Source organism: Mycolicibacterium austroafricanum (assembly GCF_902705885.1).
GTDB lineage: Bacteria > Actinomycetota > Actinomycetes > Mycobacteriales > Mycobacteriaceae > Mycobacterium > Mycobacterium vanbaalenii_A.
Genome location: NZ_CACSIP010000015.1, coordinates 19,422 through 31,805 on the forward strand (window position 1 = coordinate 19,422; position 12,384 = coordinate 31,805).

The window sequence follows — 12,384 nt, forward strand, 5'->3', positions numbered from 1 at the left end:
ATGCTCATTCCCCGCAAGGTCAAGCACCGTAAGCAGCACCACCCGCGGCAGCGCGGCATCGCCAGCGGCGGGACCTCGGTGAGCTTCGGTGACTACGGCATCCAGGCCCTCGGCCATGCCTACATCACCAACCGCCAGATCGAGTCCGCGCGTATCGCCATCAACCGGCACATCAAGCGTGGCGGCAAGGTGTGGATCAACATCTTCCCGGACCGTCCGCTGACCAAGAAGCCGGCCGAAACCCGAATGGGTTCCGGCAAGGGTTCGCCGGAGTGGTGGGTCGCCAACGTCAAGCCCGGCCGGATCCTGTTCGAGCTGAGCTACCCGGACGAGAAGATCGCCAGGGAAGCGTTGACCCGCGCGATCCACAAGCTGCCGATCAAGGCACGCATCGTCACCAGAGAGGAGCAGTTCTGATGGCAGTCGGAACCACGACCGGCGAACTGCGCGAGCTCACCGACAACGAACTGACCGACAAGCTGCGCGAGTCCAAGGAAGAGCTGTTCAACCTGCGCTTCCAGATGGCGACCGGGCAGCTCACCAACAACCGCAGGCTGCGTGTCGTGCGGCAGGAGATCGCACGCGTGTACACCGTGCTGCGCGAACGTGAATTGGGTCTGGCCGCCGGACCCGGAAGTGGGGATTCGTAAATGGCTGAGAAGACCGAAACAGGGACGCCGGGTCCGAAGCGGACCCCGCCCGCCGACAAGCCGCGCGGCCGGCGCAAGACCGCCATCGGCTATGTGGTCAGCGACAAGATGCAGAAGACCATCGTGGTCGAACTGGAATCGCGCAAGAGCCACCCGCTCTACGGCAAGATCATCCGGACCACCACGAAGGTCAAGGCCCATGACGAGAACGGCGATGCCGGTGTCGGCGACCGCGTTTCGTTGATGGAGACTCGGCCGCTGTCCGCGACCAAGCGCTGGCGCCTCGTCGAGATCCTCGAGAAGGCGAAGTAACCCAGCGCCTCACCGGCACACGCAGAGCCCCCGCTCGCCTCTACAGGCGGCCGGGGGCTTTTGTGTGGTTGTGTCAATAGAGTTTGCGGAGCCACCTATACCGTTACTCTGACCTGCAATGAAACGATCTGCTGCAACCTCGGCGAGATTGCTCGTAGCCCTTTCGCTGATGTCTTTGCTGGTGTCTCCCGCGGCAAGAAGTCAGCCGCCCGACGTCGGTGGCGTCGTCGTCGCTCCCGTCCTTCCGTTGGGGCAGCTCGGAGCACTGTCCAATCTGGCCTTTTACGGAATCCAGGGCACCGAGATCCTGAACATCCCGGTGCCCCCGGGGTTGGAACCCGTCGCGCTCGATGCGATCACGCAACTCCCGGTCAATGTGCGGAGCGCGACGATCACCGTGATGCAGGAGGACCGCACCCTGGCCCGTGTCGACATCCCGCCCGGGGACCGGGCGCCGATCGTCATCCCGCTCACCGGCGCCGAGATCGTGGACAATTCGGTGAGCGTGACGCTGCGCAGCTATCTCCTTCCGGTCGACGGCTATTGCCTGGATCCGACCAACCCGCTGAGGTTGGCCGACGGGAGGGTCAGCTTCGCCGGCGTCGAACAGGCCCCCGCCGCGGTCGCCGACTTCCTGCCGCCGGTGCTGCGTCAACTCATCATCTTCGTCGACGACAACCCGACCCGGGCGGAGTCGGATGCGGCGGTACGCCTGGCGACGGCCGTCGCTGCGTACTACGGGACCCAGAATCCCGACATCGTGCTCGCGCCGCTGGCAGAAGGACGGGCCGGTCCCACGGAGCCGTCCGCGCCGCTGCAACGGCACATCGTCGTGCGGGAGAGCGCCGACACCGGCGTCTCGCTGATGACCGGCGATGGGGTGCCCGCACTGCTGGTAGCCGGTCCCCCCGAGGAGCTGGCCAATCAAAGCCGGCTGCTCACCAGCGACCTCAACCGCCTCGCGTTGACATCCAAAGCCGTTGCCGGACCGCTGAGTTCGACGCCTCAGTTGCCGGGCGACCAGACCACCCTGCGTCGCCTCGGGCAGTCGGGGGTGAATGCCACCGCACTGTCACCGCAGGTCAGTATCGGCCTGGACCAGACCCGGTTGGGGCGGGCGGCACACGCCGTGCGGGTGCACCTGCGCGGGTCCTACACACCGTTGCCCGAAGCCATCGGCGGGCAACTGGTGGCCTCGATCGCGGGTGAGGCCATCGACCGGTGGCCCGCCGATGCGTCAGGAACCGTCGACCGCTGGGTGGACGTGCCCGATCGTCTCCTGCAGCGCTACACCTCTCTCGGTCTGCGTCTCGACATCGCGGGAGACACCGGGCGCTGCGGCGAGTTCCAGCCCCTGACGCTGACCATCGACGGTGACAGTCCCGTGCTCAGCAGCCCCGCCGAGCCGCCGGCGCCCGGTGGCTTCCAATCGATACCGCAGTCGCTGATGCCACGCGCCGCGGTGGGCATCGACGGCGGATTCGACGACACCAGACGCGCGGTCGCGCTCATGACCGGGTTGCAGCGGCTCAGCGCGCTGCCGATCGACACCGAGGTGATGCCGGTGAGCGACGCTGTCGCCGCCGTCGGCCCCGCGGTCATCGTCAGTGCCGCCGGATGGGCCGATGACCGGATCACCCTGCCGGTCAGCGCCGAAGCGGACGGTCAGCTGACCGTGGAACGCGCCGATGCGCCGGACGAGACCACGACGCTGACGCTCAACCCGGCGCTGGGGTTCGGCGCATTGCAGGTCGTCCAGGACGGACGGCGCACTGTGCTGGTGGCGATGTCGAACGACGCGCCCGACCAACTCGACGGGCTGCTGGGCTGGCTCGGCGGCAACGTCGAGAGGTGGGCCACTCTCGACGGCACCGCGCTGATATCGGCGCCGGGGCGGCAGCCCGTCGTCTTCGGGACCGACGTCGATGTGGCCGCCGAGCCGCAGGCGGCGACCCCGACGGATCGGCCGTGGTGGTTCTGGGCGGCCGGAGCTGCGTTGACGGTGCTGGTCCTATTGGCATTGGTGGCGATCCTGGTGCGCACCAAGCGACCCCGCCATCGACAATGACAGCGGATGAGATCGACGCGCCCGCCAAAATGGTCGAACCGCCGACTGTGCTGCAGCGCTACTACGAGGTACACCCCACCTACAGGCTGATTCTGCGCTGGGCGCTTATGGTCACACTCACCGCCGTCGCGTTTCACCGCAGCATCGCAAGCCTGGTTGAGGTCACCCGCAATGACAGTATCGGCGGCTACGTGTGGACAGTGCCCACTGCCGCGGTTCTGGTCGCGTCGGCCATCGCGCGTCGCAACCGCACGGAGTTGCCGATCCATGACCGCCAGACTGACATCATCGTCGGCATCATCGGACTCGGTCTGGCACTGTTGATCCAGGGCGTCCTGCTGCCGAGGTATGCGCTGTACTTCTACCTACTGCGACTCGATCTGGTCGCGATGTGGCTGTTCGTGGTCGCTTCGGCGGTGGTGCTGTTCGGCCTACGCCCAGTAATCAGGTTCTCCTGGGTATGGGCCATGCTGCTGTTGGTTTTCTCGCTGCCCTACTACCTCGCGGTGATCTCGCTCGGCGGCGGAAAGGTGGCTGCGGGGGCGGCGACACTGTTGATCGCCGGTCTTGGCGCCGGTATCGCCGGTGGACCTTCCTACCGCCGTGGCGCATTGGCGTCGGCGGCGGCGTGGGCAGTCGGCTTCGCCATACTTGCAGTGGTCGCGATATTTCTTCCGACTGTCCCAATGCGGGTCTATCAACAGATACCAGCGCTATCTGCCATTTGCGTTGTGGGCCTGGCGATGTTCTTTCTCTCCCGGCGCGGGAAGCCCAAACGCGTGCTCGAACGCAAGGTCGAGCCTCTAGCCGCAAAACAAGTGTGGGCCGGTGTTCCGCTTGTGACCGCCGCTGCGCTGGTGTTGGCGACGTTCCCGCTGCCGATCTCACCCAACGCCGCGATCTTCGAACGGCCGAGCGGGTATCCGTTGGTGTCGGGGACGCCCCCGGTCGCACCGCCGGGCTGGATGACTTCCGCGGCGATCACCCGCACCCCGGTCAACCGCCTCTACGGCCCTGATGCTGTGCTGGTGAGGCAGCGGATGACCGCCGACGTCGGCAATCCGCGATGGGACAAAATGGGCAGCCCCAGAACAGTTGTCGTGGACAGCACAGTCAGTCAACGACCGTTTTCGCTCGGGACATATCCATCGCGGGTGCTCTACGGCCTGACCTCGGCCCGGATCAGCGAGATCCGCGAGGTGGACCTAGGGATGGGAGTGATTGGAAGCCTGATATCGGTGGTCGACGACCAATTGCTGGTGACGTGGAACTCGATGCAATTCAACTGGGGTGATGAAGACCTCGCTCAACGCGTGACGATCTTTGCTGTCGACAATCACGATCCAGATGCCCCATTTCCCCAACCCACGCAGAATCTCTTTCCCACCCTGAGGACGTTGATCACGCTGTTGTTCCGCGGCAACGAAGTACTCGACCAACGCACTCCTTCGTTCAAGGATGCCGACATGCTTTCCCAGTTCGGGCGTGCTCTGGTCGCCGCACAATCCGGTCCAGCGCCATGAGCGCGTCCCGCAGGAGGCCGGTGCTCGACGCGACGTCGCCGGCGGACCGGGAGTACGCGCTACGACGCGCGATCGACGGCCTGCGCGACGACGATCCGTTGCGTTCCGCTTCGATTCCGGTCACCCGCTGGCAACGCGTGGTGCTGTGGTCGTTGTTGGTGCTCGTTATCGCATGTGCTATTTGGGACCTGCTGGCCACCGCCGTGGTTCTCATCGGCCTGTGCACCGCGGCGTATCTGGCCACGATGACCGACCGGGTGCTCATCTTTCGGCAGGGCCTGGCATCGCGGGCCATCGTCATTCCTGATGAAAGGGCACGGTCTATACCGGGCTGCGAACTGCCGCCGTACACGATCTTGGTGCCCGCCTATAACGAACCGGAGGTGGTCGGCGATCTCATCGGTGCGATGGCCAACCTCGAGTACCCGCGCGACAAGCTGCAGGTGTTGCTGTTGCTCGAAGCGGACGACGAGGTGACGATCGCAGCCGCCCAGGGGTGTGCAGAATCTGACGCGATCACCATCCTGTTGGTGCCACCGGCGGAACCGCGCACCAAACCGAAGGCGTGCAACTACGGGCTGTACTTCGCGACCGGCGAGATCGTGACGATCTTCGACGCCGAGGACATTCCCGAACCGCTGCAGTTGCGGCGGGTGGTCGCGGCCTTCCGTGACCTCTCCGGCGACGTCGCCTGCATCCAAGCGAAACTGGTGTACCACAACGGACACCAGAACATCTTGGCCGGCTGGTTCACCGCCGAGTACGGCCTGTGGTTCGGGTATCTGTTACCCGGCATGATGGGGTCGACATCTCCGATCCCGTTGGGCGGCACGTCGAATCATCTCCGCCGCGAAGTCCTCGATGAGATAGGCGCATGGGATCCGTTCAACGTCACCGAGGACGCCGACCTCGGCCTGCGTATCGCCGCGAACGGCTACCGCACGGCGGTGATCGACTCGCACACCCTCGAAGAGGCCAACAGCGACCCGATCAACTGGGTCCGCCAGCGGTCGCGCTGGTACAAGGGCTATCTGCAGACCTGGCTGGTACACATCCGCCGACCCGTAAAGCTGTACCGCATCCTCGGGCCGCGCAGCTTCGTGCGGTTCACGCTGGTGCTGGCCGGCACCCCGATCATCGCGGTGCTGAATCTGGTGTTCTGGTTGATCACCCTGGTGTGGTTCCTCGGCCAGCCCTCAGTGGTGGAAGATGTGTTTCCGAACTACATCTACTTTCCGGCGCTGGTCGCCCTGGTGCTGGGCAACGCGGCGACGCTGTACATGAACCTGATCGCCCTGCGTGAGGACGACCGCTCAGACCTGCTGGTCGCCGGTCTGACGGTGCCGGCGTTCTGGCTGATGATGAGTGTCGCCGCAGCCAAGGGCTGCTACCAGATGGTGCGTAATCCGTCCTACTGGGAGAAGACATTCCACGGCCTCTCCGAGAAACCAGCCGAGGCGGAGGGTGGGTCTTGACGACTCGCGGCCCATCCCGGCGGCGGCTGATGGTCGCGGTGTGCTTCGTGGCGTTCGCGATCTACGTCGGGGTCGGTTACTGGTTGCAGGTGCGCCACGGCTTCATCCTGGGCGACGCGCTGTCCCGGGTGGCCGCTGCGCAGTCCGTGTTGTTCAGCCGCGACCCGCACTTGGCGGCGATCGGCTTCATCTTCACGCCGCTATCGGCCATGCTGCAGATACCGATGCTCACGCTGGCCCCGATCTGGCCGGAGATGGCCGAGCGGGCCTTCTCGGGCACGCTGATGTCGGCGGTCTTCATGGCGGGGGCGGCTGTCCAGATCCTCGGCATGGGTCTGGACCGGGGGCTGCCACGCAGCTACGCGGTGACCATCACGGCGATCTTTGCGCTCAACCCGATGATCGTGTTCTACGGCGCCAACGGCATGAGTGAGGCGCCGTTCATCTTCTTCATGTCGTGGGCGGTCCGCAGGCTGATGATGTGGATGGTCGACGACGACGTGCACCATCTGGTCACCGCTGGAGGCATCGCGATGGGGCTGGCCTACCTGACCCGCTATGACGCGGTGGCGTGCGTCGCGGCCGCAGGGGTGCTGGTCGGCGTGACCACCTATCGCAGGGCTCGGCCGGCGCCTCGGGTGCGGCGGGCGCTGCTGGACACCTTGCTGGTCAGCGGGCCGGGAGCGGCGACCTTTCTCGGCTGGGCGGCGGTCAGCTGGTTGATCACCGGGGAGGCGTTCGCGCAGTTCACCTCGCAGTACGGGAACGCCGCGATCCTGGAGCAGTCCGGGCAGGGCCCGGTCGATTTCGGAGCCGGTCTGGGGTTCGCGGCCGTCTGTGTTGCGCTGCTGGCGCCGACGCTGGTGCCGATCGCGTTGTGGTGTGTATCGGGCAGATGGGGCAGGCCCGGCCTGGTCGTGGTGTTGGCGCCGCTGTCGATCTACGGCGCCGCGCTGGCCTTCCAGGCATTGAGCTACGCGTCCGGCGCGACATTTCCGTTCCTGCGGTTCTTCATCATCGCGGTGCCATTGACGGCTTGTCTGGCCATGCTCGCGGTCCCCGAGGGGGTCGCGGCAGCGCCCAAGAGACGCGGCAGGTACGCACCGGCACCGGTCCCGCCTCGCCCACGTCGACGGTCGCGCGCGGCGTTCGCACCGGTGGCGCTTCTCCTTGCCGTCAGCGTGCCGGTCACGGCATGGGGGATGGGGATGCCGAATTACGCGCCGCAGGAATACGCGCTCGGCGCGGTGCTGGCGCCTGACCCCGACAACGTCACCGAACGCAAGGCACTCGAACGCCGCATCGCGGCGAGCTTCTCGACCGAACGCAGGATCGCCGACTACCTGGACAGCCTTGCCCTGCCCGAAGGTTCGGTGATCACCGACACCGTGTACGGGTTCGCGATACTGGCCGCCTCGCCTCTGTCGACGACATTCGTGATTCCTTCGGACCCCGATTTCACGGCGCTGCTCAACGACCCGGCGGCGGGCGGTGTCCGATACCTGCTGGCCGTCCCACCGGAGGGGCGAGGGGTCTCCGACGCGCTGAATCTGCGCTACCCGACGCTGTACGAGACGGGTGCCGACATCGCCACCCTGGAACTCGAGATACCCAATGACGGTGACAGTCAGCCCAATTGGCGTCTCTATCGGGTGAACGAGCCGCCCCCCGGAGCTCAGTAGCCGCCGGTCTGCTGCTATGCGACCTGGTCGCGGTGCACCGGTGGGTGACGCGCAGATCGATTCAGTCGTCGACGGTTTCGCGGCCAACTGGACCGCAATCGAGTACCCTCCGGAGCCATGGCGACGGAATTCAACGGCAAGATCGAACTCGACATCCGTGACTCCGAACCCGACTGGGGACCCTACGCGGCGCCGAAGGCACAACCGGATGCGCCCAACGTGCTGTACCTGGTGTGGGACGACGTCGGCATCGCGACCTGGGACTGCTTCGGCGGGCTCGTCGAGATGCCCACAATGAGCCGGATTGCGGAACGTGGCGTGCGGCTCTCGCAGTTCCACACCACCGCCCTGTGCTCGCCGACCAGAGCCTCGCTGTTGACCGGTCGCAACGCGACAACGGTGGGTATGGCGATGGTGGAAGAATTCACCGAGGGTTTCCCCGGCATCAACGGCCGGATCCCCGACGACACCGCGCTGATCTCCGAGGTGCTCGCCGAGAATGGTTACAACACGTACTGCGTGGGCAAGTGGCACCTGACACCCATCGAGGAGTCCAACCTCGCAGCCACCAGGAAGCACTGGCCGCTGTCGCGTGGCTTCGAGCGATTCTACGGCTTCATGGGCGGCGAGACCGATCAGTGGTACCCCGAGCTGATCCACGACAGTCACTCCGTCGAAGCGCCCGCGACCCCCGAAGAGGGCTACCACTTCTCCAAGGACCTCGCTGACAAGACAATCGAGTTCATTCGCGACTCGACGATGATCGCCCCGGACAAACCATGGTTCTCGTACGTGTGCCCCGGCGCCGGGCACGCGCCGCACCACGTGTTCAAGGAATGGGCCGACCGCTACGCGGGCAAGTTCGACATGGGATACGAGCGTTACCGGGAAATCGTCCTGGAGAACCAGAAGAGCCTCGGCATCATTCCGCCCGACACCGAATTATCCTCAGTCAACCCGTATTCGGACGTCAGTGGGCCCAACGGCGAACCATGGCCCGCCGGAGACACGGTGCGCCCCTGGGATTCGCTCGACGACGACGAGAAGCGGCTGTTCGCCCGGATGGCCGAGGTATTCGCCGGATTCCTGTCCTACACCGACGCCCAGATCGGCCGGATCCTGGACCATCTGGAGGAGACCGGTCAGCTGGACAACACGATCATCGTGGTCATCAGCGACAACGGCGCCAGCGGTGAGGGCGGACCCAACGGATCGGTCAACGAGGGAAAGTTCTTCAACGGCTACATCGACACCGTCGAGGAGAGCATGCGGTTCTTCGACGATCTCGGTGGCCCGAGCACCTACGGCCACTATCCCATCGGGTGGGCGATGGCCTTCAACACGCCGTACAAGCTCTACAAGCGTTACGCCTCTCACGAGGGCGGTATCGCCGATGCGGCGATCATCTCCTGGCCCAACGGGATTCGCGCGCACGGCGAGATCCGCGACAACTACGTCAACGTCTGCGACATAACCCCTACGGTGTACGACCTCCTGCAGATCACCCCGCCGGCAACCGTCCGAAGCGTCCCGCAGAAGCCGCTCGACGGGATGAGTTTCAAAGTGGCCCTAGATGATCCGGCAGCACCGACAGGCAAGGAGACCCAGTTCTACACGATGCTCGGTACCCGGGGCATCTGGCACAGAGGATGGTTCGCCAACGCGGTCCATCCCGCCGCTCCGTCCGGCTGGTCGAATTTCGACAAAGACCGCTGGGAGCTCTACCACATCGACTCCGACCGGAGCCAGTGTCACGACCTGGCAGCCGAGCACCCCGAAAAGCTGGCCGAGATGCAGGAGCTGTGGCTGGCCGAGGCCACCAAGTACAACGGCCTGCCGCTGTCCGATCTCGGTGTCTTCGAGATGATCGGCCGCTGGCGGCCGTCACTGGCCGGTGACCGCTCGAGCTACATCTACTACCCGGACACCGCGCCGGTGTCGGTCGGAGGCTGCGTAGAGATCCAGGGACGTTCCTTCTCCGTGCTCGCCGAGGTGTCGGTGGACAGTCCCGATGTCGGCGGTGTGCTGTTCAAACAGGGCGCCGGGCACGGCGGCTACGTGCTCTTCATCGACGACGGGCGGCTGCAGTTCGTCTACAACTTCTTCGGCGAGGAGGAGCAGCGGGTGGCTTCGCCCGACCCGGTGCCGCTGGGCGTTCACATCCTGGGTGTGGGCTACGTCCGCACGGGAACGGTCGAAGGAAGCCACACCCCGGTGGGCGAGGCGACCCTCTACATCGACGGCGCCGCGGTCGCCTCCCTGCCGGAGGTGAAATCCCACCCGTTCACCTTCGGTCTCGCCGGTGGCGGCGTCAGCGCGGGACGCAATCTCGGACAGCCGGTTTCGCAGGCCTACCGGGCGCCGTTCCCGTTCACCGGCGGCACGCTCGCGCAGGTGCGCGTCGACGTCTCCGGCGCGCCCTACACCGATCTGGAGCGGGAGTTCGCCCGCGCATTCGCCCGAGACTGATCCAGATGATCCGCACTTCTGTCGCGGTGCTGCTGGTGTGCGCCACCGTGGTCGCGGCGGGGTGCACACGCGCCGGCGACGGGGTGCCGACCGTCGCGAGCTCTGAGCTCTCCGCCGCCTCTGAGGTGCCGACCACCACCGAGACGGCGCCCGCCGACCCTGGGCAACAGGACCCGGAGCCGGGGGTCGTGCCGACGACGCAGAGGCCGGCACCCGCAGTCTCGGTCTGCGCACCGGCCGACCTGCCCCCGGTCAGGACCGTCGCGCAGATCTCCGACCCCGCGGCGCCCACGGCGACCGTGGGGGTGCCGCAGGGATGGTCGATGTCGGCGGGGGGCGGGGATCCCGAGGGCGCGCGATTGCAGGGAGTTGCAGGGATGTCGGCGACCGTCACGATCGCCCCGACACCGCTCGATCCGGCCGCCGCGTTCCGCGAATACACCGACGCGCTCACCGAAGGCTCCGTGATCACCACGGTCAGCATCCTGCCCGGTGACCTGTGTGGCTTCAGCGGCCAGCGGCTGATGGGAATCCTGTCGGACGGGACCCAGACCGTGCAGTACGAGGATCGGATCGTGCACGTGCCTGCTCCGGCGCGGGACTACCTGATCGCCGTTCACGTCGAGGCGCCGTCCGGTGCTCCCGGGTTCGAGGAGGCGGCGGCGCTGCTGACCGGGGATTTCGAGGTCGGCCTACGCTGAACGACATGCTCACCGAACTCGTTGCGCTGGACGGCGGGTCGTTCCGGATGGGGTCGACGCAGTTCCATCCCGAAGAGGCGCCGGTGCACACCGTCACCGTCGCGCCGTTTGCTACTCGAAGAGTTGACCGATCGACACCGTTGTCTGTGCTAGCAAGGGCACACCAGTGGCTCGGCAGTATTGCCGCCGTCACAGTTATGATTGGCTCGTGGTTGAGCCAGAAATATTTGCCCAGCGTGCGACATACTCGGCGCTGAGGGTCGAGGAATTGAGACGACGGTTGAGCAGCCGACCCGAGACTAGCGCGCTACCAGGCCTCACCGTATTCTGCGCAGGCTCATACGCACGAATGGAAGCAAGTGAATATTCCGACATCGACCTGTTCTTTGTATATGGAGATCCGGACGGAGCTAGTTCGCGGAGCAATATCGATGAAATCAGATTGTTCTCGGCTGTTATCGAGACTGCTAATAATATGGGCTTCCCTGCTTTCTCGAACGATGGCCAGTACTTGTGCACCCGTGAATGCAGTTCAATTCTCGAGCATATGGGTAGTCCGGCCGATGACAGCTTAAATCTGTTTACTTTGAGAATGCTGCTATTGCTGGAAAGCAAGTGTTTGGTGGGCGACGGAATTTTTGACGACGTTCAGCGGCGTGTCGTCTCAGCGTATTATCGTGACTACCCAGACCACCAAGCTACATTTGAACCGTGGTTTTTGATCAATGACATTGGCCGCTTTTGGAAAACGCTGCTGCTAAATTACGAGCACAAGCGGAATCAGCCACCAGAACACGAAATACAGAAAAATAAGCAGAAGGTTCGAAATTTCAAGCTAAAGTACAGCCGGATGACGACGTGCTTTGCGACGATTGCGGCGCTCGCGAGTCTCGAAAATTCGCCCTCGGAGGAGCAAATATTGCAGATTGTGCAGCGAACGCCTCGGGAACGTCTAGATGCCGTTCGTGTGTCGCTGCCGCAGGTTGCGGAAAAAGTACGTGCAGTGCTCGATCAATATTCCTGGTTTCTGGAGCAAACGGCACAAACTGAAGAACAGCTACGTAGCGGCTTCGAAGACAAAAAGCACCGTAGCGAACGCTTCGAGCGCGCCAATAACTACGGAGATGCAATGTTCGACCTCATCTCTGCTATCGGTGAATCGCGGGATAGTGCCGATAGTAATCGCCTACTAAGGTACCTGGTGATATAGGGTGCCTCGCGGTGCCTACGTTCTCTACCTCGGTGATAATATCGCGGCGCCTGCGTTTGAGTTGATGAGAAGGATCTGTCAGCCACGATCAAGGTCCAGACCTCATGTCACGGTCCGCTACGCACGGCGCGAGTTGCCAGAGTTCGCTGAAGAATTGTATGACCAGGTATGGCTTGATCGCATCTATCTGTCAGGGCCGGACACCTTCGATGCGCCTTCGAATGCGGAAGGCTTATCGACCCTATTCGTACGATGTGAGTCTGAACAGCTAGAAAGATTGTCCTACAAGCCGGA

At 64.4% G+C, this 12,384-nt stretch carries 10 protein-coding genes and 1 pseudogene; all 11 read left to right on the plus strand.

From position 1 onward, the window contains the following. The 11 genes and pseudogenes from rplP to BEMPMBAN_RS11850 all read left to right on the plus strand — a co-directional run bounded on the left by rplP (position 1) and on the right by BEMPMBAN_RS11850 (position 12,090). Positions 1-417 carry a 50S ribosomal protein L16 gene (gene rplP / locus BEMPMBAN_RS11800; RefSeq protein ID WP_159230570.1) on the plus strand — a complete coding sequence of 139 codons (417 nt, stop codon included), beginning with the start codon at positions 1-3 and terminating at the stop codon, positions 415-417. After that, positions 417-650: a 50S ribosomal protein L29 gene (rpmC, locus tag BEMPMBAN_RS11805; RefSeq protein ID WP_159230571.1), complete on the plus strand. Its 234-nt coding sequence runs from the start codon at positions 417-419 to the stop codon at positions 648-650. The genes rplP and rpmC overlap by 1 nt, the downstream gene beginning before the upstream one ends. Further along, on the plus strand, positions 651-962 hold the full coding sequence (gene rpsQ / locus BEMPMBAN_RS11810; RefSeq protein ID WP_159230572.1) for a 30S ribosomal protein S17: 312 nt from the start codon (positions 651-653) through the stop codon (positions 960-962). A 169-nt stretch (positions 963-1,131) separates the two neighbouring features. Next, positions 1,132-3,030 (plus strand): hypothetical protein, encoded by a 1,899-nt coding sequence (locus tag BEMPMBAN_RS11815; protein ID WP_234897420.1) that lies wholly within the window; start codon positions 1,132-1,134, stop codon positions 3,028-3,030. Beyond that, positions 3,027-4,553, plus strand: coding sequence for a hypothetical protein (locus BEMPMBAN_RS11820; RefSeq protein ID WP_200845952.1), 1,527 nt, complete (start codon positions 3,027-3,029; stop codon positions 4,551-4,553). Before BEMPMBAN_RS11815 ends, BEMPMBAN_RS11820 begins: the two co-directional genes overlap by 4 nt. Then, a complete protein-coding gene (locus tag BEMPMBAN_RS11825) occupies positions 4,550-6,028 on the plus strand; it encodes a glycosyltransferase (protein WP_159230574.1) in 1,479 nt (492 codons plus the stop codon). The genes BEMPMBAN_RS11820 and BEMPMBAN_RS11825 overlap by 4 nt, the downstream gene beginning before the upstream one ends. Positions 6,029-6,057: 29 nt before the next feature. Beyond that, positions 6,058-7,710 (plus strand): ABC transporter, encoded by a 1,653-nt coding sequence (locus BEMPMBAN_RS11830; protein WP_200845954.1) that lies wholly within the window; start codon positions 6,058-6,060, stop codon positions 7,708-7,710. Between the two features lie 117 nt (positions 7,711-7,827). Further along, positions 7,828-10,179 carry an arylsulfatase gene (locus BEMPMBAN_RS11835; RefSeq protein ID WP_159230575.1) on the plus strand — a complete coding sequence of 784 codons (2,352 nt, stop codon included), beginning with the start codon at positions 7,828-7,830 and terminating at the stop codon, positions 10,177-10,179. Positions 10,180-10,184: 5 nt separating this feature from the next. Beyond that, positions 10,185-10,880, plus strand: coding sequence for a hypothetical protein (locus tag BEMPMBAN_RS11840; RefSeq protein WP_159230576.1), 696 nt, complete (start codon positions 10,185-10,187; stop codon positions 10,878-10,880). 5 nt (positions 10,881-10,885) lie between these two features. After that, positions 10,886-11,002 (plus strand): annotated as a pseudogene (locus BEMPMBAN_RS11845) (SUMF1/EgtB/PvdO family nonheme iron enzyme); the annotation flags it as partial. Between the two features lie 86 nt (positions 11,003-11,088). Next, a complete protein-coding gene (locus BEMPMBAN_RS11850) occupies positions 11,089-12,090 on the plus strand; it encodes a nucleotidyltransferase domain-containing protein (RefSeq protein WP_159230577.1) in 1,002 nt (333 codons plus the stop codon). Positions 12,091-12,384: the final 294 nt, after the last annotated feature.

What these genes read in the sequence shown, in the direction of transcription:
- rplP (WP_159230570.1), top strand. Translation starts at nt 1, where the DNA reads ATGCTCATTCCCCGCAAGGTCAAGCACCGTAAGCAGCACCACCCGCGG.
- rpmC (WP_159230571.1), top strand. Translation starts at nt 417, where the DNA reads ATGGCAGTCGGAACCACGACCGGCGAACTGCGCGAGCTCACCGACAAC.
- rpsQ (WP_159230572.1), top strand. Translation starts at nt 651, where the DNA reads ATGGCTGAGAAGACCGAAACAGGGACGCCGGGTCCGAAGCGGACCCCG.
- BEMPMBAN_RS11815 (WP_234897420.1), top strand. Translation starts at nt 1,132, where the DNA reads ATGTCTTTGCTGGTGTCTCCCGCGGCAAGAAGTCAGCCGCCCGACGTC.
- BEMPMBAN_RS11820 (WP_200845952.1), top strand. Translation starts at nt 3,027, where the DNA reads ATGACAGCGGATGAGATCGACGCGCCCGCCAAAATGGTCGAACCGCCG.
- BEMPMBAN_RS11825 (WP_159230574.1), top strand. Translation starts at nt 4,550, where the DNA reads ATGAGCGCGTCCCGCAGGAGGCCGGTGCTCGACGCGACGTCGCCGGCG.
- BEMPMBAN_RS11830 (WP_200845954.1), top strand. Translation starts at nt 6,058, where the DNA reads ATGGTCGCGGTGTGCTTCGTGGCGTTCGCGATCTACGTCGGGGTCGGT.
- BEMPMBAN_RS11835 (WP_159230575.1), top strand. Translation starts at nt 7,828, where the DNA reads ATGGCGACGGAATTCAACGGCAAGATCGAACTCGACATCCGTGACTCC.
- BEMPMBAN_RS11840 (WP_159230576.1), top strand. Translation starts at nt 10,185, where the DNA reads ATGATCCGCACTTCTGTCGCGGTGCTGCTGGTGTGCGCCACCGTGGTC.